The sequence below is a fragment of the Alteromonas alvinellae genome, assembly GCF_902705805.1.
This window is the reverse complement of record NZ_CACSIH010000216.1, coordinates 17458-41625: the sequence shown is the minus strand read 5'-3', so window position 1 is coordinate 41625 and position 24168 is coordinate 17458. Positions and strand designations below refer to the sequence as shown.

Sequence of the window (24168 nt, the reverse complement as noted above, 5' to 3'; positions counted from 1 at the left end):
AATCGAATTCACTTACTCAGGACATAATAAAGGTAAGAAATTCATTATCCCCTACGGATTAAACAGGCATACATTGTGAAAAAGCAAAGACCAGTAAATTTAGAACTCAATACTATTAAATTTCCGCCCTCTGCTATTTCGTCAATTCTCCACCGCGTAACCGGTGTTGCAATGTTCTTCGCGCTACTTTTTGTTATCTGGGCATGGGCAGTTTCTGTTCATTCGCCTGAAGGTTTCGCGGACGTACAAGCAATCATGGACGGTTTCCTTGGAAAATTTGTCGCAATTGGCACAGCTTCAGCGCTGACGTATCACATTCTAGGCGGCCTAAGACACGTTGTTATGGATTTAGGTCACTGGGAAGAATTAGAGTCGGGTAACACAAGTGCAAAAGCAGTAATCGCACTTTGGGTTGTACTGACCGTAGTATTGGGAGTTGCATTATGGTAACCAACCAAGCAAGCATAAAGCGTGACGGCGTACAAGACTACGTTTCACTTCGCGCTACAGCAGCAATTATTTTCGCGTACTCGGTTTTCATGGCGTGGTTCTTTATTACCACCGATAACCTAACGTTTATCGAATGGCGAGGGTTGTTCTCTGGCCTAGCTATGAAAGTTTTCACATTGGCAGCACTTGTAGCAGTGATGATCCACGTGCGCATCGGCCTTTGGCAGGTGCTTACAGACTATGTTAAATCAGCAGGTCTGCGCGCAGGACTACAATATATCTTAAATATAATCGCATTCGGCTATGTAGCTGTTGGCCTATTCGTATTGTGGGGAGTGTAAAATGAGTTTACCCGTTCACGAGTTTGATGCAGTTGTAATTGGTGCTGGCGGTGCAGGTATGCGCGCAGCATTACAGATTTCGCAGTCTGGTAAATCATGTGCACTGTTATCTAAAGTATTTCCAACCCGTTCTCACACTGTGTCTGCGCAGGGTGGTATTACCGTAGCACTTGGTAATTCGCACGAAGACAACTGGGAATGGCACATGTATGACACCGTTAAGGGCTCTGATTATATCGGTGACCAAGACGCAATCGAATACATGTGTAAAACTGGCCCAGAAGCAATTATTGAAATGGAGAACATGGGCTTACCCTTCTCGCGTTTCGAAAATGGTAAAATCTACCAGCGTCCTTTTGGCGGCCAGTCTAAGAACTTTGGTGGCGAGCAGGGCGCTCGCACAGCAGCTGCAGCTGACCGTACTGGTCACGCGCTTCTACACCTTCTTTACCAGCAAAACGTAAAGAACAAAACAAAAGTTTTCTCTGAGTGGTATGCACTTGACCTAGTTAAAAACCAAGACGGAGACGTTGTTGGTTGTACCGCGATTGATATCGAATCTGGTGAAGTAGTTTACTTCAAGTCTCGCGCAGTTGTACTTGCAACAGGTGGTGCGGGTCGTATCTACGCATCTACTACAAATGCACACATCAATACCGGTGACGGTGTTGGTATGGCACTTCGTGCAGGCGTTGCAGTTCAAGATATGGAAATGTGGCAGTTCCACCCAACGGGTATTGCTGGCGCAGGAACATTGGTAACAGAAGGTTGTCGTGGTGAAGGTGGTTACCTTCTAAACAAAGACGGCGAACGTTTCATGGAACGTTATGCACCTAACGCGAAAGACCTTGCTGGTCGTGACGTTGTTGCGCGTTCAATGATGACTGAAATTCGTGAAGGTCGTGGTTGTGAAGGCCCATGGGGTACTCACATTAAGCTTAAGCTTGACCACCTTGGTAAAGACGTTCTTGAGTCTCGTCTACCTGGTATCCTTGAGCTTTCACGTACGTTTGCACACGTTGACCCAGTGAAAGAGCCAATTCCAGTAATTCCTACTTGTCACTATATGATGGGTGGTATTCCTACAAATGTTGATGGCCAATGTCTAACGGTTGATGAAAACGGTAACGACAAGGTTGTCAACGGTCTATTTGCTTGTGGTGAGATTGCCTGTGTATCTGTACACGGTGCGAACCGTCTTGGCGGTAACTCACTTCTTGACCTTGTTGTATTCGGTCGCGCGACCGGTTTACACCTTGGTAAGACATTGTCTGAAATGGCACCAACACGCGACGCATCAGAGTCTGATCTTGAAGCTTCTATGACGCGTTTCAACCGTTGGGAAAATTCAGAGAAAGGTAAGGGCGAAGACCCAGTTCAAATTAAGAAAGACTTGCAGAAATGCATGCAGCTTAACTTCTCAGTATTCCGTGAAGGTGAAGCAATGGCGGAAGGTCTTAAAGAGCTTAGCGAAATTCGCGAGCGTCTTAAGCATGCACGCCTTGACGACAAGAGCGCAGACTTCAATACCCAGCGTATTGAGTGTTTAGAGCTTGATAACCTGATGGAAACCGCGTACAGCACAGCAGTAGCAGCGAACTTCAGAACGGAAAGCCGTGGCGCCCACAGCCGCTTCGACTTCCCGGACCGTGATGATGATAACTGGTTATGCCACAGTATCTACGATCCGAACACTGATAAAATGCTTAAACGTGAAGTGAATATGGCGCCTAAGCTTAGGGAAGCATTCCCGCCTAAAGTGCGTTCATATTAAGAGAGGCAACGATCATGCAATTAACTTTTTCGATTTATCGTTATAACCCAGAAGTAGACGCGAAGCCTCGCATGCAAGACTACACTCTAGAAGTAGAGGAAGGTCAGGACATGATGGTGCTAGACGCGCTACTTGCACTTAAAGAGCAAGATCCGACGCTTTCTTTCCGTCGCTCGTGCCGCGAAGGTGTATGTGGTTCAGACGGTGTGAACATGAACGGCAAAAACGGCCTAGCGTGTATCACTCCTTTATCTGCACTGGGCAAAGGTAAAATAGTAGTACGTCCACTTCCAGGTCTACCGGTAGTACGTGACCTTGTTGTTGATATGACGCAGTTCTATACACAATACGAGAAGATTAAGCCGTTCTTAATCAACGACAGTAAGCAGCCGCCAGCACGCGAGCACTTACAGTCGCCAGAGGAGCGTGCAAAACTAGACGGTCTTTACGAGTGTATTTTATGTGCATGTTGTTCAACTTCATGCCCGTCATTCTGGTGGAACCCTGATAAGTTCATCGGTCCTGCTGGTTTGCTTCACGCTTATCGCTTCCTTATCGATAGCCGTGATACGGCAACTGAAGAGCGTCTTAACGACCTTGATGATGCGTTCAGCGTATTCCGCTGTCACGGTATCATGAACTGTGTAAGTGTATGTCCTAAGGGCTTAAACCCTACAAAAGCGATAGGCCAAATTAAGTCTATGCTTTTACAACGGGCTGTTTAGTACTATATTCTGATAACTTCCTAAAGTTACAGATAGTGATGCTCTAAATAGCCATCCCAAAAGGATGGCTATTTTTTTATATATTCGCTGTTATAACACTTGGTTATGCTGAGAATAACCTTATAATACATCTTGATTGTTAACTAGATTTTATAAAACGTAGCAAGGCAAATTAAATGCAAGAAAGCGTGATGAAAGCGTGGTGGGATTCCTCGCACATGGCAGGTGCCAACGCTGCCTATGTTGAAGAGTTGTATGAAACTTATTTAGAAGACCCGCAAAGTGTCTCTGAAAATTGGCGACAAATCTTCGATAACCTCCCCAAAGTCGATGGCGTAGAGTTAGAAACCAATCATACAACAATTAAAAATCAATTTAGGCAACTTGCTGCGTTAGGGCCAACCGCCCGCATGTCTAGTCCGTCTGTGCCTTCTGCAAATGTTTCAGACGACAGGCAAGTTAAAGTTCTTCAGTTAATTAACGCGTTCCGCTTCCGCGGGCACCAGCACGCTAACTTAGACCCTCTTGGTCTATGGAAACAAGAGCGTGTTCGCGACCTTGAACTATCTCACCACAGCCTTTCTGAACAAGATTTTGATACAGTGTTCAATGTAGGGTCTTATGCCATTGGTAAAGATTCTATGCCGCTTGGTGAACTGTTTAAATCGCTTAACCGAACTTACTGTGGCTCTATCGGTGCAGAATATATGCACATCACTGATACCGAGCAGAAGCGTTGGTTACAACAAAAAATTGAATCTGTTCAAGCAAAACCTGAAATTTCTCGCGATGAGAAGTTAGGCATTCTTAAAGGCCTTACTGCGGCTGACGGAATGGAAAAGTACTTGGGTTCTAAATTCCCAGGTGCAAAGCGTTTCTCGCTAGAAGGTGGCGACGCACTTATTCCAATGCTTAAAGGTTTAATTACCAAAGCAGGCACTGCGGGTACCAAAGAAGTGGTTATCGGCATGGCTCACCGTGGTCGTTTGAATGTTCTAGTTAACGTGCTGGGCAAAAACCCTTCTGTCCTGTTTGACGAATTCTCAGGTAAGCACGACGACTCATTAGGTGCGGGTGACGTTAAGTATCACGCAGGGTTCTCTTCAGATTTTGCAACGCCTGGTGGCAACGTTCACCTAGCGCTAGCATTTAACCCGTCTCACCTTGAAATTGTTAACCCAGTAGTAATGGGGTCAGTACGTGCACGTCTTGCTCGCCGCAACAACGACACAAATACTGTACTTCCAATTACTATTCACGGTGACTCGGCAATAGCAGGTCAGGGTGTAGTTCAAGAAACCTTCAACATGTCACAAACTCGTGGCTTTGCTGTGGGTGGTACAGTTCGAATCGTGGTAAACAACCAGGTTGGTTTCACGACGTCTAAAACTGAAGATACCCGTTCTACACAATACTGTACTGACATTGCTAAAATGGTACAGGCGCCAATTTTCCACGTGAACTCTGACGATCCTGAAGCGGTTGCCTTTGTTACACAGCTTGCGCTTGAATACCGTAATAAGTTTAAGAAAGACGTTGTAATTGATTTAGTTTGTTACCGTCGTCATGGTCACAACGAAGCGGATGAGCCAAATGCAACTCAGCCGTTGATGTACCAAAAAATTAAAAAGCATCCAGTTCCACGCGTAATCTATGCTGATCAGCTAATTGCTGAAGGTGTGATAGAGCAACGTGATGCAGATCGTTATGTTGAAGAGTACCGTGAAGCTCTTGACCATGGCGCGTGCGTTGTTGAAGAGTGGCGTCCAATGACAGAGCATAGCGTTGACTGGTCTCCGTACCTTGGTCACGACTGGGATACGCCTTACGATGGAGCGCTTTCAGTTGAGAAGCTTAAAGAGCTAGGTGAGTCAATCACTACTATTCCTGAAGAGCACAAGCTTCAGTCTCGTGTAAACAAGCTTTACCAAGACCGTAAAGCGATGGTCGCGGGTGAAAAGCTACTTGATTGGGGTATGGCAGAGAACTTAGCTTATGCCACTATTGTAGATGCCGGCGAAGATATTCGTATTACAGGTCAGGATTCAGGCCGTGGTACTTTCTTCCACCGTCACGCGGTATTGCACAATCAAAAAGACGCATCGACGTATATGCCTCTACAACATATTCGCGAAGGTCAGGGTGAAATTGAAATTTACGACTCTGTGCTTTCGGAAGAAGCAGTAATGGCATTCGAGTATGGTTATGCGACAGCAGAGCCTACATGTCTGACTATTTGGGAAGCCCAGTTTGGTGACTTCGCTAACGGTGCGCAGGTTGTTTTTGATCAGTTCTTAAGCTCTGGTGAAGCAAAGTGGGGCCGTTTGTGTGGTCTTACCGTTTTACTTCCACACGGTTACGAAGGCCAAGGCCCAGAGCATAGCTCTGCACGTCTTGAACGTTTCCTTCAAATGTGTGCCGATCACAACTGGCAAGTATGTGTACCTTCTACACCGGCACAGGTTTATAACATGCTTCGTCGCCAAGTGGTGCGCCCTATGCGTAAGCCACTTATCGTAATGTCGCCTAAGTCACTATTACGTCATCCTCTTGCGGTATCTTCACTTGAAGAGCTAGCAGAAGGTAAATTCCATAATGTAATCGGAGAAATTGATGACATCGATCCGAAGAATGTGAAGCGTGTTGTTATGTGTTCGGGCAAGGTTTACTACGATTTGTTAGACCAGCGCCGTAAAAATGAGCAAACAGACGTTGCAATCATCCGTTTAGAGCAACTTTATCCATTCCCACAAGAAGAATGCGCTAAAGTTGTGGCACAATACAGCCATGTAAAAGATTGGGTTTGGTGTCAAGAAGAGCCTCAAAACCAAGGCGCTTGGTACTGTAGCCAACACCACTTCTGGCAAGCAATTCCAGATGGTGCAAAATTAACATATGCAGGCCGTGATGCATCCTCGTCACCTGCAGTAGGTTATGTATCCGTTCACAACCAGCAACAAAAAGCCCTGGTTGAAAACGCACTCACAATTAAATAAGGAACAGTAATGACAATTGAGATAAAAGTTCCGGTTCTACCTGAGTCAGTTGCCGATGCCACCATTGCAACCTGGCACGTAAAGGCCGGTGACGCAGTTAAACGAGACCAGAACCTGGTTGATATTGAAACTGATAAAGTGGTTTTAGAAGTTGTGGCGCCAGCGGACGGTACAATTGGTGAGATCCTAAACGAAGAGGGTGCAACTGTTTTAGGCGAACAAGTTATTGCTAAACTAGAAAAGGGCGGTGCTGCTGCACCGGCTGAAGCTAAAGCAGAAAGCAAAGCAAAAGACGATTCAAAATCAGACGCGGCACCAGCGGCTTCTGGTAAAACTTCTGATGTTAAAGTGCCAGTACTTCCAGAGTCCGTAGCTGACGCAACTATCGCTACATGGCACGTTGCTGTAGGCGAGGCAGTATCGCGCGACCAAAACTTAGTAGATATCGAGACAGACAAAGTAGTTCTTGAAGTTGTAGCACCTGCGGATGGTTCTCTTGCAGAAATCATCGCAGAAGAAGGCGCTACGGTAACTGCTGAAGAAGTAATTGCAAAATTCGTAGAAGGTGCTGCAAGCGGCGCTTCTGCTCCGGCGGCATCGGCAGAATCAGATGACAGTGACGACAGCAGCGATGCGCTTAGCCCATCAGTACGTCGTTTACTTGCTGAAAAAGGCGTTGACGCAGCTAAAGTAAAAGGTACAGGTAAAAACGGCCGTATCACTAAAGAAGACGTAGAAAAGTACCTTAAAGGTGGCGAAAGCTCAGCAAAAGCAGCACCTGCTTCAACTGAATCTGTATCAGCAGAATTGCCAACGGGTAACCGTACTGAGAAGCGTGTTCCAATGACGCGTCTTCGTAAGACTATTGCTAACCGTCTTCTAGAAGCGAAGAACTCTACTGCAATGTTAACTACGTTTAACGAAGTTAACATGAAGCCAATTATGGATCTTCGTAAGCAGTATCAAGACAGCTTCGAGAAGCGTCACGGTATTCGTCTTGGTTTCATGTCTTTCTATGTGAAAGCGGTAACCGAAGCACTTAAACGTTTCCCTGAAGTTAACGCGTCAATCGACGGTGATGACATTGTTTATCACAACTACTTCGACGTATCGATTGCTGTTTCTACACCGCGTGGCCTTGTGACACCAGTACTTAAAGATACTGACACACTAGGCATGGCAGGTGTTGAAAAAGGAATTAAGGAACTAGCACTTAAAGGCCGTGACGGTAAGCTGTCATTGGCTGAACTACAAGGTGGTAATTTCACAATCACCAACGGTGGTGTGTTTGGTTCACTAATGTCTACACCAATCATTAACCCGCCACAGAGCGCTATTTTGGGTATGCATAAAATCCAAGACCGCCCAATGGCTGTTAATGGCAAAGTAGAAATTCTACCAATGATGTACCTAGCGCTTTCTTATGACCACCGTATTATCGATGGTAAAGAATCAGTAGGTTTCTTGGTAACCGTTAAAGAGATGCTAGAAGATCCAACACGTCTACTTCTAGACGTATAAGACTTTCGTCTCACGGAATTGTGGTTAGGCGCTTAGCTTGTGTTATCTTGCTTTGCGCCTAACGCAACGCTGATATTTGCCCTATAATATCAGTCAAACTAATCAAGTCGCATTTGCGGCTTTTGTCTTACTAAAAATCGGATAGAAACACCATGAATTTGCATGAATACCAAGGTAAGCAGCTATTCAAAGAATACGGTTTGCCTGTTTCTGAAGGATACGCAGCAGACACTGCTCAAGGTGCTGTAGAAGCCGCTGACCGAATTGGCGGAAACGAGTGGGTAGTTAAGTGTCAGGTACACGCGGGCGGTCGCGGTAAAGCTGGCGGTGTAAAGCTAGTTAAAAACAAAGACGACATTCGCGCTTTCGCTGAAAACTGGCTTGGCAAAAATTTGGTGACTTTCCAGACTGACGAAAACGGTCAGCCTGTGAGCAAAATCCTAGTTGAATCTTGCACAGATATCGCTAACGAGCTTTACCTTGGTGCAGTAGTTGACCGTACAACCCGTCGCGTTGTATTCATGGCTTCTACTGAAGGTGGCGTTGAGATTGAAACTGTTGCAGAAGAGACTCCAGAAAAAATCCTTAAAGCTGAAATCGACCCAATTGTTGGTCCTCAGCCTTACCAAGCGCGCGAAATGGCGTTTAAACTTGGTCTTTCTGGCGTTCAAATCAAGCAATTCACTCAAATTTTCCTTGGCCTAGCTAAGATGTTTGAAGAGCTTGACGTTGCCCTAATCGAAATCAACCCGCTAGTTATCAAAACTGACGGTAACCTACACTGCCTAGACGCAAAAGTAGGTATCGATGGAAACGCGCTTTATCGTCAGCCTAAGCTGAAAGATATGCAAGATCCTTCACAAGAAGATGCGCGTGAAGCTCACGCAGCTCAGTGGGAACTAAACTATGTTGCGCTAGACGGTAACGTAGGTTGTATGGTTAACGGTGCAGGCCTAGCAATGGGTACTATGGATATCGTAAACCTACACGGCGGTAAGCCAGCTAACTTCCTAGACGTTGGTGGCGGCGCAACTAAAGAGCGTGTAGCTGAAGCATTCAAGATCATCCTTTCTGATGACAATGTTAAAGCGGTATTGGTTAACATCTTCGGTGGTATCGTTCGCTGTGACATGATTGCAGAAGGTATCATTGGTGCGGTTAAAGAAGTTGGCGTAGAAGTACCTGTAGTTGTACGTCTTGAAGGTACCAATGCAGAGCTTGGCCGTGAAGTTCTAGCGAACTCTGGTCTAGATATCATTGCTGCTGAATCGCTAACTGATGCAGCACAGAAAGTTGTTGCTGCAGCGGAGGGCAAATAATGTCTGTATTAATTAATAAAGATACTAAAGTAATTTGTCAGGGTTTCACTGGCGGTCAGGGTACTTTCCACTCTGAGCAAGCAATTGCTTACGGTACGCAAATGGTTGGTGGTGTAACACCAGGTAAAGGCGGTACTGAGCACCTAGGTCTTCCAGTATTCAATACTGTACGTGAAGCGGTAGAAGCAACTGGCGCAACGGCAACAGTTATCTACGTGCCAGCTCCTTTCTGTAAAGATTCAATCGTTGAAGCTGCAGATGCGGGTATCGAGCTAATCGTATGTATCACTGAAGGTATCCCTACGCTAGACATGCTTTACGTTAAAGAATACGTTGAAGCAAAAGGCGTTCGCATGATTGGTCCAAACTGCCCAGGTGTTATCACTCCTGGAGAGTGTAAAATTGGTATCATGCCTGGTCACATCCACAAGCCTGGTAAAGTAGGTATTGTATCTCGCTCTGGTACACTTACGTACGAAGCGGTTAAGCAAACCACTGACGAAGGTTTTGGCCAGTCTACTTGTGTTGGTATCGGTGGTGACCCAATTCCTGGTTCAAACTTCATCGACATCCTTCAGATGTTCCAAGACGACCCGCAAACTGAAGCTATCGTAATGATCGGTGAGATCGGTGGTACTGCTGAAGAAGAAGCTGCGGCGTTCATCAAAGCGAATGTAACTAAACCTGTTGTTTCTTACATCGCTGGTGTTACTGCTCCTCCAGGCAAGCGTATGGGTCACGCTGGTGCAATCATCGCAGGCGGTAAAGGTACTGCTGATGAGAAGTTCAAAGCACTAGAAGACGCAGGCGTTAAGACTGTTCGTTCACTTGCCGATATCGGTAAGGCACTTCGCGAAACTACAGGTTGGTAAGCTAACGCGTTACAAACTTGTTTAAAAGCCCGCCTAGCGCGGGCTTTTTTGTGCCCGTTTATTAACATTTCTTCAAGTTTGCATGTAACGAAATTACAACTATTTGCGCTAAAAGCCCGAAAATACGTATTTTGTGTTGTTAAATTACATATTAATGTGAATATCCTTTGTTAACGCCGTGTTGCGCAAATTTTATTGAATACGTATGCAGGCAATTGTGCAAACCCTAGGTCCTCTATAGCATTATGCCGACGAAATGTATTGTCATTTAATTGTCATAAGAACAACAAAAAGACAACAACTATAACTGTATGGGACACCCGTTTTATGAAACAATTTAAACCCAACCTAATTAAAGCTGCACTTATTTCTGGCGGAATGGCGTTTGGTAGTGCTCCTGCACTAGCACAGGAAGCAGATACCGATGCTGTTGATGAAGCCAGTCTTGAAGTTATTCAAGTAAGCGGTATTCGCGGAAGCCTTCAGCGTGCTCAAGCGATCAAGATGGATAACACTTCAATCGTTGAAGCGCTATCAGCAGAAGATATTGGTAAGCTTCCAGACACCAGTATTGCAGAATCAATAGCACGTCTTCCTGGCTTAGCGGGTGAACGCCGCAACGGTCGTACAAGCGGTATCTCTGTTCGTGGTTTCAACGAGAACTACGTAGGTACAACGCTTAACGGTCGTGAACTTCTAGGTATGGGCGATAACCGTGGGGTAGAGTTCGATCTTTACCCAACAGAAATTGTTTCAAATATCCTTGTTTATAAAACGCCTGAAGCAGGGCTAATGACACAAGGTATTGGTGGTACAGTCGATATTCAGACTGTACGTCCATTAAGTGCTGAACGAACTTTTGCGTTTAACGGTACTTATGAAGCAAACGAATATGACGCTGGTAACCCTGACTTTGATAACAATGGGCATCGCTTGTCGTTTAACTATGTAGACCAGTTTGCTGATGACAAGTTAGGTTTAGCGTTAGCCGTAGCTGATATGGAATCGCCTCGTCAGGAGGAGTACTTCAGAGGCTGGGGTTACGCAACAGCAAATGCTGAGAACGCCGTTGAGGGTGTTGAAGTTCCAGAAGGCACAGTAATACTTGGTGGGCACGATTCTTTCACGCGTTCAGCGATGCTTGAACGTACCTCAATAGCTGGTGTTATTGAATACGCTCCTACAGACGACCTTAGAATTCAATTCGATGCGCTTTACATTGATTTTGAAGAGAATGATGCCCGTCGCGGTGTTGAGGAAGGCGGTGCCGAATGGGGTACCAGTGCGTACACTATTACAGGCGTAGAAGATGGTTTGGTTACATCTGGTTTTTATGACGGCTTCCTTTCAGTAATTCGTAATGATTCGCGTCAACAGAAAGCTGAGCTAACTACATTTGGCTTGAACGTAGAATATGCGTTAAACGATAACTGGACAGCTACGCTTGATCTTTCAATGGGTGAAGTTGATAAGACGATCACTGATATTGAGAGTTATTCGGGTGTTGGTCGAGCAGGCGTGAACGGCAGACCCGTTACACCACGCTCATGGCAGATGACTTCTTCAGGCGCAGTATACAGCGCACATCCAACACTAGACAGCGTAGACCTTACTGATCCAAATGCAATCTTCCTTGCAGGCCCACAAGCTTGGGGTGGCTCGTTAGCGCCAGTGGAGCGTTTCCAAGGCGTTGAAGGTTTCGGGCCTGAAACGGCACAGGATGGTTTTGTTAACGAACCTGATTTTGATGAGACGCTTGATGCAGCTCGTATTGATATCGAAGGTTTTGTTGAGTGGGGCATTTTCTCGAAGTTCAGTGCAGGTGTAAACTACCAAGATCGTGAAAAGACGAAAGATAATAACGGTGCGTTCTTAACAGCGCCAACATGGCCGAATGCAGAGCTAGTACCAGATCCAATTGGTGTAGCCGATCTAAGCCACATTGGCATCGATGGTGTTCTTGCGTACGATTCACTTGGTTTATACCGTAGCGGCTTCTACATCGAAACAGAAGCTGAACTATTTGAAAATGGCCGTTTCGGTGATTCATACACAATCAGTGAAGAGCTATTAACCATTTACGCCAAGCTTGATATTGATACAGAAGTTAACGGCGTCTACATTTTAGGTAATGTTGGTGTTCAGGTTATTGACGTTGACCAGCAGGGCAGCGGGTTTAATACGGTTACTGGACCAACCGGCTTTACAGAAATCGCTCCTGTTTCTGACGGTGCTTCATATTACGATATTTTGCCAACAATCAATTTAAGCTTTGAGGTTGCAGAAAATCAGTTTATCCGTACTGCAATGGGTAAGGTAATCAGTCGCCCACGTATGGATGACATGAGACCTAATAACACAGTTAGTTTCACATTTAACGACCAGCAGATTATTTCTACAAATCCAAATAATGGTCCTTGGTCAGCAGGTGCGGGTAATGCGCGTCTTAAACCGCTAGAAGCTAATCAGTTTGATATCGCGTACGAGAATTACTTTGCTGATACCGGATATTTCGCAGCAAGTTTCTTCTACAAAGATCTAACTAACTGGCATGTTGCGGGTCGCTCGTTCAATGACTTCTCTAACGTATATATCGAAGGTTTCCACCAAACATCTGGAAATACGGATATTAATGGCGACGGTCTTACGAATGATGCTGATATTGTCGCACCAGGTACTTTTATCGGGCCGGTAGACTTTAGAGAAGATGGTCTAGAAGGTTTTGTTCGTGGATGGGAGCTTCAGGGTAGCTTACCTCTTGAATTGGTTCATGATTCATTAGCAGGTTTTGGCTTGTTTGCGAGCGCGACCTTCCTAGACGGTGAGCTTGATAATGGTGATCAAGTACCTGGTTTGTCTGATGAAACATACTCATTAACAGCTTTCTATGAAAGCAACGGTTTTGAAGTACGTGTTTCGGCAACCAAGCGCGATGAGTTTGCAACCGAAACCCGTGCGCAGAGCTTGTCACTTGCTCAAATTCAGGACAACGGTGTTAAACAAGTTGACGCGCAGATTGGTTATGATTTCAGCGAATCAGGTATTGAATATCTGCAAGGTCTTCGCGTTACGCTTCAGGGTCAGAACTTGACAGATGAACCAACAGTACGTGTTAATCCTGGAGATAGCCGCCAGATTATTGAACACCAAAGCTTTGGTCGTAATTTCCTACTTGGCTTCAACTACACATTCTAAGTGGTTGTTGAAAAAGTGCTTGTTACATGCGAGCGCTTAATCAAGTAACATTAAAAAAGCCCCAATTTACGTAATGTGTTGGGGCTTTTTGTTGTATAGCATTACATGTCATGATATTTAAAGATGATAGTAATATGGCCACTTAAGCAATGGTGACGGCAAAAAATATGATGAATAGAGCGGTTAAAAATGTAGTTATTGTAGGTGGTGGTACAGCGGGCTGGATTTCAGCAGCTGTTATAAAACGTCTTATCGGTGCAGGCGTGAATGTAACGCTTATTGAGTCTGAAGAAATCGGTACCGTTGGTGTGGGAGAAGCCACTATTCCACCTATTATCACACTAAATAATGTTTTAGGAATAGATGAGAAAGAGTTCTTACGCGAAACAAACGCCACCATGAAACTGGCGATTAAGTTTGAAAACTGGCGGGTAGAAGGGGAAAGCTATTTCCACACTTTTGGCGCCCCGGGTAAAAGCTACGCTTTTTGTCATTTTCATCATTATTTTAAACGCGCTCAAGGGTTAGGGCTATCTGACTCGATATGGGAATACGATCTAAACTACCTTGCCTGTAAAGCGGGTAAATTTGCCCATATCAAATCTCCCGACCCAATTATAGAAATGCCGTATGCTTATCATTTTGATGCGTCGCTGTATGCTCGATTCCTTCGTAAGAAATGTGAGGCGATGGGCGTTACTCGCAAAGAAGGCATTATTACCGATGTTAAACAGGATGCAGACAGCGGTTTTATTACCGGTGTGACGCTTAAAGACGGTGCTCATATCGAAGGCGACTTGTTTATTGACTGTTCAGGGTTTAAAGGGCTACTTACCCAACAAACACTGAATACCGGCTACGAGGATTGGTCGCATTGGTTACCGTGCGACCGGGCAGTGGCTATGCCTTCAGAGCGCCACGAACAAACCCGTCCTTATACTCGTTCAATAGCACATTCTGCCGGATGGCAGTGGCGTATACCGTTACAGCACCGTAATGGGAATGGCTTGGTTTACAGCAGTAACTATTACAGCGATGATCAGGCGCTGGAAATATTGTCGAAGAATTTGGATACCAAGCCTCTGGCGGACCCTAATTTTATTCGCTTTAAAACAGGACGAAGACGCAAGCAGTGGAATAAAAATGTGGTGGCCGTTGGGCTTTCTAGCGGGTTTTTAGAGCCTCTTGAGTCAACAAGTATTCATCTTATTCAGTCTGCAGTAGTTCGACTCATCCATTTATTCCCACATGAAGGGTTTAAGCAATATCAGATAGATGAGTACAACAAGCAGTCTCAGCTTGAATATGAACAAATACGCGACTTTATAATTTTGCATTACCATGTCAATGAACGAACTGACTCGCATTTCTGGAAGGATCTACGAGAAATGGAAGTGCCAGACAGCTTGACGCATAAAATTGAGCTTTTTAGAGCATCAGGTAACTTGTTCAGAGAGCAAAATGATTTATTCCTTGAAAGTTCTTGGCTACAGGTACTGCTAGGGCAAGGTATAGCACAAGGTGATTACCATCCTCTCGCAAACGCCTTGTCCGAGCAAAAATTACAAGAGCTAATGCAAAATATTAAACGCATTAAGAATGAGCCGATTGGGAAAATTGCGACTCATGACGACTTCTTGAAGCAGTTTTGTGGTTAGCCGTTTAATATGAATAGACCAATGAATATAGTCATAGCCGGGGGCGGGACTGCCGGCTGGATGGCAGCCAATTATTTTGTAAATAAATGGCCATCGGACAAGGTTAACGTCACCCTTGTTGAATCTCCCGATATAGGAATTATCGGTGTAGGCGAAGGTTCTACACCGACATTAAAGCGCTTTTTTGAAGAGCTAAAAATCAAAGAGCGTGATTGGATGCCTAAGTGCAATGCAACGTACAAGGTAAGTATTCGGTTTAATGACTGGAGTCCGGGTTCCGGTGTTAAACAGTATCGCCATCCCTTTATCTCTCAAACAGACACCTTTACCCAGCGTGCTTTTGAAGTAAACTGCCGCACACGTAGGCTAGGTCTTGATAGTCACGTCAACCCAGAAGATTTTTTGTTAAATGGTGTCTTGGCAAAACAGAATAAAGCGCCTCTAACGCCTGAAAATTTTCCATTTAGAATGGAATATGGCTACCACTTTGATAGCGCATTGCTGGGCAACTATCTGCGTGATGTTGCGGTTGAAAGGGGCGTTACCCACGTTAGTGCCGTAATCAGCGACGTGGCACTTCATGCTAGCGGAGATATTAGCCATCTTGTAACAGATAGAGGCAATATCGAAGGAGATTTTTTCGTTGATTGTACAGGATTCTCTTCAACCCTATTGCAGCAGGCTTTGGGCGTTAAATTTAATTCCTATTCTGATAACTTGTTTAACGATTCAGCTGTCGTGCTACCCACACACGCACAGGAGAATATTCAAGTAGAGACCCAGTCGACCGCGCTATCTAATGGCTGGTGCTGGTCAATACCATTGCAAAACCGCACTGGAAATGGTTATGTTTATAGTGCTTCACATTTAGCAAAAGACAAGGCAGAAGAAGAGTTGCGTCGACATCTCGGGCTGGAAAACAGCGATGTAGAAGCTAGGCATCTTAAAATGAAAGTCGGGCAAGTAGAGCAGCACTGGCATAAAAACTGTTTAGCATTAGGCCTATCGCAAGGATTTATAGAGCCGCTCGAAGCAACGGCGCTTCACCTTGTTCAGATTTGTATAGAGTACTTCTCGGATATGTTTGAAAAAGGCGCTTTCTCAAGTGTTGAGAGAGTATCTTACAATGCATTTGCAAAAGCACGTTTTGACCGAGTGCGAGACTATATTGTGGCGCACTATAAGCTTAATACAAGAAACGATTCTGACTACTGGCGTGACAATAGAAACAATTTGGTGTTGTCTGACTCCCTTAAATCGATCATTAGCACATGGTTTAATCGCGAAGATCTAGGGAATGAAATCAAGCGCCAGAATATAGGTATGCACTGGGACTCAGTATCATGGCATTGCTTATTTGCTGGTTATGGTGCATTTCCGGCGCTAGCACAAAATCAGCCTGGTCGAGGGGATCTGTACATTGAGCAAAACATTGAGCGTTTTAATCAAGGCTGCGCGTTGAATTTCGAACATCATAATGCCGTGCTTCTAGCACAGCAACACGGTGAGTAATAACCCTGAGAGCTAGGGATGGCCTTCAATAATGTTATATTTTTCCCATAAGAAACTCTGCTAATCTCCTAAATCCTTCATTCTAAAAGTTATATAAAACAATTATTCCCGATCTTTGTTTAAATTATGTTTCATGGATGTAAATGAATACGTATGCATAGCATTGCTCCCTTTTTATACAAAACAGTAGTATTTGGTGTTGAACCATAAGCGGCATTTTTGGGGGTGGTAGTCCTAAAAGTGTCGATAATAAACAAGGAATGGGACACCAATGAAAACATTCAAACCCAGCACTATCATGGCGGCCTTGATAAGTAGTGGGGTCGCGTTTAGCGCAGCTCCTCTTTATGCCCAAGAGTCACCAGACACGTCAATAGACGAAGTTGAACGACCACAAGAAGATACCTTAGAGCGTATTGAAGTACGTGGTTTTAGTACCAGCTTGATCCAATCACTAAACCAGAAACGCTTCTCCGATACGGTTTCTGAACAAATATCTGCAGACGATTTGGGAGGGCTTCCCGACGTATCTATGGCAGATGCACTGACCCGCTTGCCAGGTATCTCTGCGGTAAGAACCGGGGGGCAAGCCGCGCAGATAAACATTCGTGGTCTATCCGGTGACTTTGTGTTTTCTACATTAAACGGTAGAGAGCAGGTATCGACCAGCGGAAGCCGGGCAATTGAGTTTGATCAGTATCCTTCAGAACTTATTAGTGAGGCGGCGGTTTATAAATCTCCCAAGGCATCGCTTATTGAGGGGGGTATAGCGGGTACGGTAGAACTTAAAACTGCATCACCACTTGCCATTGAAGAGCAACATAAATTCAGCGCCAACATGCGTGGCATGTACAACGATAGAGCGTCAGAGGTGAGTGATGCTACAGAGTATGGACATAGACTGAGTTTTTCATACCAAGGTAAATTCCTTGACGATACGCTAGGTCTATCACTAGGTTATGCTCGTTTATTCCAACCGAGCGTTTCTACTCAATTCATTGGTTTAGCTTATAACGGTCAAGTTGATGTAGACGGACTTGAAGGTGATATAGACGGGCCAGCAGATTGCCCCAATTGTGAACTCATTTCAGAAGGTTTTGAAATGCAGCACAAGGGCGGGGAAGAGGCGCGCGACGGCTATGTTGCTGCGTTTGAATGGGCACCTATCGATACCTTTACTCTTAAAGCTGATGCTTTTATCTCGAAATTTGACTCCGAAGCCTTTGCTCGCGGGTTTCGCGTTAAGCTAGGTGGAATAAACGCTGGTATAACTAATCCTGTAGTAGTAAATAACAGCGTAATTGGCGGCACATTTTCTCGTACAGACAACAGCTTTACCCGTGTTGAGTTGGTAAACGACGACAATCAAGATTTTGACAGTGTTACCAACTTAGGCGTGAATGCTAGCTGGGAAATATCGCCAGATTTAGCGGTTCAGTTTGACGTCTCCCGCTCAAGTGCTGAAAGCGACTTTAGAAACGGCTTACTGTGGTCGCTTGTTGGCGAAGACGCGACAGCGGCAAACCCCGTGTTCGACGAAAACGTTCAAATTTCTTATTTGCTCAACGGACTAAACTTACCTGATATCGGTTTTAATCAAAGTGATACTTTTACAGACTTAGACCGTGTAATGGTAAGTAAATACGGCATTTACCCGTATGAAAACAAAGATGAGTTAGACGCCTATCGCGTAGACTTCCAATATTATGTTGATGTGCCAATCATTTCAGGCTTTGAATTTGGCTATCGTTACTCAGACCGGGAATATAACAATGACCGCTCTGTGTTTGAATACGGAAACGATAGTGCATTCTCAGTAAGCGAACCGCCACTTCAGTTAACTTCTGATATGGTCGAAGAGGTAAATTGGAGCGGTGATTTTGGTTATTTTCCAAGTTATCTTTCCGTTGATCTAGAGAGTGCACTTAATGCTTGGTTTCCAAACGGTAGGCCACAGCCTGTTCAAACGTGGGGACCTGGCGCTGCCGGCGTTATTAATGGTCCAGGTACAGGGCCAGCTACTGCGTGGACGCTACAAGAAAGTGGCGATGTATTTGAAACTGTGAATTCTGCTTACTTGATGGCAAACATTAATACAGAAATTGGCAGTATCCCTGTTACAGGTAATGTTGGTGTTCGTTACGTTAAAAGTAAACAAAGTTCAACGACGCTACAGCGTGCTACTCAGTTAATTGAAGACCTTGAGACCGGAACATCGGTTGAAGTTAGTGACCCTACGGCTGGTGCACAAAACATTACCGACGACGTAGGGTTAATTAATAACTTTTATCGCCCAGCGTTGATAAGTCACGAATATTCTGACGTTTTGCCTTCAATTAACCTGAACTTTAAACTTACAGATGACACGCAACTTCGTGTAGCTGCTGCAAAAGTGATGGGCAGAGCGCCAATAAACCGTTTTGCCGCAAATGCGTCAACCACTATTGAAACGGTTACCGCTTTCCAAGACAGAGACTCGGGTGAAATTACGCTTTCCAACCCTACGGCAAGGGTTAGTGGTAGCGCCCGTAACAGCCCTTATTTAGAACCATTCTATGCAACTCAATACGACGTTTCGTGGGAGTATTATTTCTCAGATACGGAAGGTGCATTAGTTGTTGCTGGCTTTTATAAAGACATTGAATCGTTCGTAGAAGACATCGAAATAGAGCCTTATGATTTTGAAGCAAACGGCATTGTAATTCCTGATAACGTAAGTGTGCCGGTTTACTTGACGCCAGAGTTTGCAGGACAGGAAGCCGAACTCGCGCTTGATGAAAATGGCGACCCCATCTTTATTACCGTCCCTACTGAAAATGGTAGCTACAGCACAGCCGTAAACAATGCCGAAGGTGGCTATATTCGCGGTTTAGAAATCGCCTATACGCAAATTTATAGCATGCTGCCTGGCATGTGGTCAGGCTTAGGCGTTAGCGCAAGTTACTCTTACACCGAAAGTGAAATTCAGCGCACGCTAGGTGATGACGTGTATGCCGCTAACTTACCAGGTCTTTCTGAAAACGTTGCTACGCTAACTGTGTTTTGGGAATACGAAGGTTTTGAAACTCGCTTGTCTAGCCGATATCGCGATGCATTTGTTTCGCAGCAAGTAGCGGTAAACGACCAGGTGGTTAACTTTGACGAAGAATTGGTTATTGATTACCAAGCGTCGTACGAGATTAACGACAATTGGAGCGTACTATTTCAAGTTAATAACCTAACAGACGAGCCAACGAAGAGCTATTTCTCATCAGAAGAGCAAACCGGCACTATCCAATACTTTGGAACGCAATATTACCTAGGGATGACATATCAACTATGAAAAACAGCATCTTAGGTAATTTATTTAGCAACACGAAGGAATATTCGGTTGCCAAAAGTAGCGAAAATATTCAGGAGAATTCTATGTTTACTAAAAAAAGAGTAGTGCGCGCTGCGTTACTCGTAGTAGGCGCTTATACACTTGCAGGTTGCGGTGGCTCGGGCGTAGAGTCGGGCACCAACGATCTGCTTACCTGTGAGGTTCCAAATGTACCTAATTCAACAGGTACGGCTTGTGAACCGCCACCACCTATTCAATGCGATGCGCCGCTCGTACCTAATGAAGCGAACGATGCATGTGAAGCCGGTGCTGATCCAAGTTTACCTGCACCTGTATTTACCCCTTCATCTAATCAAGCTGTACTTTATTATAATCGGGCTGCTGTTGACGCTGATAACTCAAGTAACGATGCAGCTTATGAAGGCTGGAGACTACATACTTGGAACAATGACGAGTGTGATGCTTATGCTGACGCAGACACGGATTGGGCCAACGGTCGCATTCATAGCGGTATCGATCCAAACTATGGTGCGTATTGGATTCTAGATCTTAAGGATGGGTATGGAAGCTGCCACAATTTCATTATCCACAAAGGCACTGACGATGCCGGAAAAGAAATGGGGGGCGGAGACTTCCAAGGCTCTTTAGTACAAGATGATGAAACATTTGTACGCATGAATTTTACCCTCTCTGGCGAGGCAACCATATTTGAGTTTCCTATCATGTCTCTTGGGCCTCAGCCTGTTGATATCGAGGGCTTTGGCGCGCATTGGTTAGATGCCAACACTATTTTATGGGACGTACCTGAAACCGTTTCAGAGGTGAAACTTCACTATTCAGCACAGGCTGACTTAGAGAGCACGCTGGAAGAGGGTATTAACGGTACTCAAGTAACGTTAATGAGTACAACACTTACCGAAGAGCAATCTGCCCGCGCGCCGCACTTATCTGCTATGCAGGCTTGGGAAGGCGACTGGTCGGTTGAAGATGCTAAAACCGTGTTGACGACACAAGCCGTAGTTGGGGGTTACGATGCTGACGGTGCGCTTGTTGTTGCGACCGGGATCCAACTGGCTAACGGAATAGACGCACTATATACGCTCGGTGAAGACGATGCCGACGAAGCTCAACTTGGTGGTATCTACTCTGATACAGGTATTACTGCCGCATTGTGGGCGCCTACTGCTTCAAATGTTGATCTTCTGATTTATAACGACAACAAGACATTAAGCCAGCGTATTGATATGGTTCGCGATGATACGTCTGGTGTCTGGCGTCATGAAGGCGATATGTCCCTTGACCGTCAGCTTTACCGTTATGAAGTTACCGTCTATCACCCTATTACGGGGAATGTAGAAACGCTGCTTGTTACAGACCCATATTCTGTGTCACTAAGCACAAACGGCCGTTTCTCTCGCTTCGTAAATCTAGCTGATGATGATTTAAAACCACAAGGCTGGGATACTCATACTATTCCGACGGTTGAAAATTATGAAGATGCAGTCATTTACCAAGGACACGTTCGTGACTTTAGCGTACGTGATATGTCTACGTCTGAGGAAAATAGAGGTAAATACCTTGCCTTTACTGAAGAGGGCACAGCACCTGTTGAGCACCTTAAAAAGCTTGTTGAGGCAGGGCTTACCTACTTCCATATCCTTCCAGCGAATGACATCGCAACCATTGACGAAGACCCTACTAAGACCGTTGATTTATACGATACGGTAGGCAAATTGTGTCGCTTAAACAGCGGTGCGGCAGTGTGTGAAGAAGAAAGCGCAAACGCACTGCTAATCGATGTTTACAATTCTTATGATCCACTATCTGAAGCGGGCAAGGCACAACAGCTTACTAATGATTTGCGGAATCTAGATACGTTCAACTGGGGCTATGACCCTCATCACTTTAACGCGCCAGAAGGAAGTTATGCGTCAAGTGCAGAAGGTGTTGAACGAATAGTAGAAATGCGCGCCATGATCCAAGCACTTCACGAGATGGGACTTCGTGTTGCATTAGACGTTGTATACAACCACACCAATGCATCGGGTGTTTTCAGCAAGTCAGTTTTAGACAAAGCGGTACCGGGCTACTATCACCGTTACGAAGTGGATACTGGCGCGATTGTTCGTGAAACATGCTGTGATGACACCGAACCTCGTAATGTCATGATGGAAAAATTCATGAAAGACTCACTGCTTATGTGGACTGAACACTATAAGTATGACTCTTTCCGTTTCGATATTATGAGCCAAGCCACTAAAGACACCATGGTGCGCTTGCGTGATGCTGTTCATTCTATTGACGAAGACAATTACTTTTACGGTGAAGGCTGGACTAAAATAGACCGCGGTTACGAGCAAGCGAGCCAGCTCAATATGGCTGGTACCGAGATTGGTACCTATAACGACCGTATTCGAGAAGCTATTCGCCAAGGCGCTATCTTTAGACCGGAAGATGAAGGGCTATTAAGCGCGCAAGACCGTGTAAAAATGGGCATGATCGGAACGTTAAAAGACTATGTTTTGGAGACGTCTTCAGGAAGTGCAGGCGCTACCAGTAACTTAGGCGGCTATGCAGAAGATCCTGCGGATATCATTAACTACGTGTCGAAGCACGATAATGAAACACTGTGGGATCAGTTAAACTACACGCTTCCACAAGATATTACTCTAGAACAGCGGGTTCGTGCCCAAAATGTAGCAATGGGTATTAACCTTGTATCTCAAGGCATCCCATTCCTACAGATGGGCGGCGACATGCTTCGCTCCAAATCAATGGATAGAAACACTTATGATGCCGGAGATTGGTTTAACTATGTGGATTTCACTTACGAGACCAATAACTGGAATGTAGGCTTACCGCTAGCACAGGACAATGAAGCCCGTTGGGAAGAAATGGGTGAGTTTATTTATAGTCCGAACCGCGCTGCGTCGATGGCAGATATCATGTTTGCCTCAGACGTCTTTGCAGAGTTGCTAAACATTCGTATGACAAGTCCATTGTTTAGATTGACCACCGCTGAAGACATTATCGATCGTATTGGTTTCCACAATATCGGCGAACGCCAGCAGCGTGGCCTCATTGCGATGAGCATTGATGACGGCGTATCGGAAAACAGTGATGAGTCTCGTCAAGACCTAGACATGATGAATGATGCGATTATGGTGCTAGTGAATACGGGATATGAAGAGAAGTCTATCACCGTCAACACTGCAACAGGCTTTTCGCTCCATGCCACACAAATGAATTCAGTTGATGCCACGGTACGCGGCGCTACCTTTGTTGAGGGTGAAGACGGTAACGGTACCTTTACCGTTCCTGCGCTTACCATTGCCGTGTTTGTTAAACCACAATCTGGCGCTCAAGGTTATGGTCTATCCGCGTATGCCACGTCTGGTGCGCCTGATGTTGTTCCTTACGGTGACACCGTTGCTTACCTTCGTGGAGACATGAATGGTTGGTCTACTAATGACGCGTTTACGTATCAGGGTGATGGTAAATACACGGTTACTGCTGTGCTAGAAGGCGGTGTAACCTATGGGTTTAAGTTCGCGTCTGAAGATTGGAGTACGGTAAACTTTGGTGCTGCAGATGGTGAAGACGGGGCGGTAATTGCGGGTGAAGAAAAGGTACTTGCACGCACTAATACCAACCTTTCATTTACACCAGCGACGAGCGCGACCTACCTGTTTACTATTGATGCGACTGATAGCGAAGCACCAATCCTTATGGTAGAGAACGAAGAGCCCTACGTTGGAACACCTGTGTATCTTCGTGGTGCAATGAACGGTTGGGGGACAGACGAGGAGTTCACTTACCAAGGTGGTCGTATCTATACCTTTGCTCGAGATATGGAGCCTGGCACGTACGAGTTTAAAGTTGCATCTGAAGATTGGAGTACCGTGAATTTTGGTGCTTTGTCCGCCGACGATGGCGATCGTAACTTGGCACCAGGTCAAACTCTTGGGTTGGCTGCGACTAACGACAACCTTGTTCTCAACATCGAAACTGCCGACCGCTATGTTTTCGTGTTCAACGTAACCGACATAGACGCGCCTACCATAGGTGTGTTTAAAGAAGCGTTTTGGGGAGAAACAGAAGTTTATATCCGCGGCGGTATGAATGGCTGGGGAGCTGTCGATATGTTTGAATATCAAGGAGAAGGAGTCTACATCGCTGACATTGAGTTAAGCGCAGGTAGTATCGAGTTCAAAGTGGCCTCTGAAGATTGGTCAACGGTCAACTTTGGTAACCCCAACGATGCTGCGAGTAATGTTGTCATTCCCAGTGAGCCTAAATTATTGGGGCAAAGTAACAACAATTTGTTGATTGAAATTGCTGAATCTGGTCTTTATGAGTTTAAAGTTACCGGGCCAGATGGTAATGCACCCGTGCTAACTGTGACTATGAAATAAATGCACATAATTCAATATAATTAAAGTTTTAACGATAACTTTGTAAAAACCGCGACTTGTTCGCGGTT

Annotated in this window: 13 protein-coding genes; all 13 read left to right on the top strand. The window is 45.2% G+C overall.

Annotation, left to right across the window (positions count from 1 at the left end):
- The first annotated feature begins 75 nt into the window (after positions 1 to 75).
- Entirely contained in the window at positions 76 to 450 is a 375-nt protein-coding gene (sdhC, locus tag ACX5KA_RS16080) for a succinate dehydrogenase, cytochrome b556 subunit (protein ID WP_014998321.1), read from the top strand.
- Positions 444 to 791: a succinate dehydrogenase, hydrophobic membrane anchor protein gene (gene sdhD / locus ACX5KA_RS16075; protein ID WP_014949446.1), complete on the top strand. Its 348-nt coding sequence runs from the start codon at positions 444 to 446 to the stop codon at positions 789 to 791. The genes sdhC and sdhD overlap by 7 nt, the downstream gene beginning before the upstream one ends.
- A gap of 1 nt (position 792) precedes the next feature.
- Positions 793 to 2565: a succinate dehydrogenase flavoprotein subunit gene (gene sdhA, locus ACX5KA_RS16070; protein WP_014949447.1), complete on the top strand. Its 1773-nt coding sequence runs from the start codon at positions 793 to 795 to the stop codon at positions 2563 to 2565.
- A 14-nt stretch (positions 2566 to 2579) separates the two neighbouring features.
- Positions 2580 to 3290: a succinate dehydrogenase iron-sulfur subunit gene (locus ACX5KA_RS16065; RefSeq protein WP_012518362.1), complete on the top strand. Its 711-nt coding sequence runs from the start codon at positions 2580 to 2582 to the stop codon at positions 3288 to 3290.
- 176 nt (positions 3291 to 3466) lie between these two features.
- Complete coding sequence (sucA, locus tag ACX5KA_RS16060) at positions 3467 to 6286, top strand: 2-oxoglutarate dehydrogenase E1 component (protein WP_458731650.1); 2820 nt, start codon at positions 3467 to 3469, stop codon at positions 6284 to 6286.
- A 9-nt stretch (positions 6287 to 6295) separates the two neighbouring features.
- Positions 6296 to 7807: a 2-oxoglutarate dehydrogenase complex dihydrolipoyllysine-residue succinyltransferase gene (gene odhB, locus ACX5KA_RS16055; protein WP_458731649.1), complete on the top strand. Its 1512-nt coding sequence runs from the start codon at positions 6296 to 6298 to the stop codon at positions 7805 to 7807.
- A 152-nt stretch (positions 7808 to 7959) separates the two neighbouring features.
- Positions 7960 to 9126: an ADP-forming succinate--CoA ligase subunit beta gene (sucC, locus tag ACX5KA_RS16050; protein WP_412726914.1), complete on the top strand. Its 1167-nt coding sequence runs from the start codon at positions 7960 to 7962 to the stop codon at positions 9124 to 9126.
- Positions 9126 to 9998 carry a succinate--CoA ligase subunit alpha gene (sucD, locus tag ACX5KA_RS16045; protein WP_014998326.1) on the top strand — a complete coding sequence of 291 codons (873 nt, stop codon included), beginning with the start codon at positions 9126 to 9128 and terminating at the stop codon, positions 9996 to 9998. Before sucC ends, sucD begins: the two co-directional genes overlap by 1 nt.
- A 327-nt stretch (positions 9999 to 10325) precedes the next feature.
- Positions 10326 to 13193: a TonB-dependent receptor gene (locus ACX5KA_RS16040; RefSeq protein ID WP_458731648.1), complete on the top strand. Its 2868-nt coding sequence runs from the start codon at positions 10326 to 10328 to the stop codon at positions 13191 to 13193.
- Between the two features lie 170 nt (positions 13194 to 13363).
- The gene (locus tag ACX5KA_RS16035; protein ID WP_458731661.1) at positions 13364 to 14851 is read left to right on the top strand and encodes a tryptophan halogenase family protein; all 1488 of its coding nucleotides are present in this window, start codon (positions 13364 to 13366) and stop codon (positions 14849 to 14851) included.
- 9 nt (positions 14852 to 14860) lie between these two features.
- On the top strand, positions 14861 to 16363 hold the full coding sequence (locus tag ACX5KA_RS16030) for a tryptophan halogenase family protein (RefSeq protein WP_458731647.1): 1503 nt from the start codon (positions 14861 to 14863) through the stop codon (positions 16361 to 16363).
- Positions 16364 to 16634: 271 nt separating this feature from the next.
- On the top strand, positions 16635 to 19685 hold the full coding sequence (locus ACX5KA_RS16025; protein ID WP_458731646.1) for a TonB-dependent receptor: 3051 nt from the start codon (positions 16635 to 16637) through the stop codon (positions 19683 to 19685).
- Between the two features lie 83 nt (positions 19686 to 19768).
- A complete protein-coding gene (locus ACX5KA_RS16020) occupies positions 19769 to 24100 on the top strand; it encodes an alpha-1,6-glucosidase domain-containing protein (protein WP_458731645.1) in 4332 nt (1443 codons plus the stop codon).
- Positions 24101 to 24168: the final 68 nt, after the last annotated feature.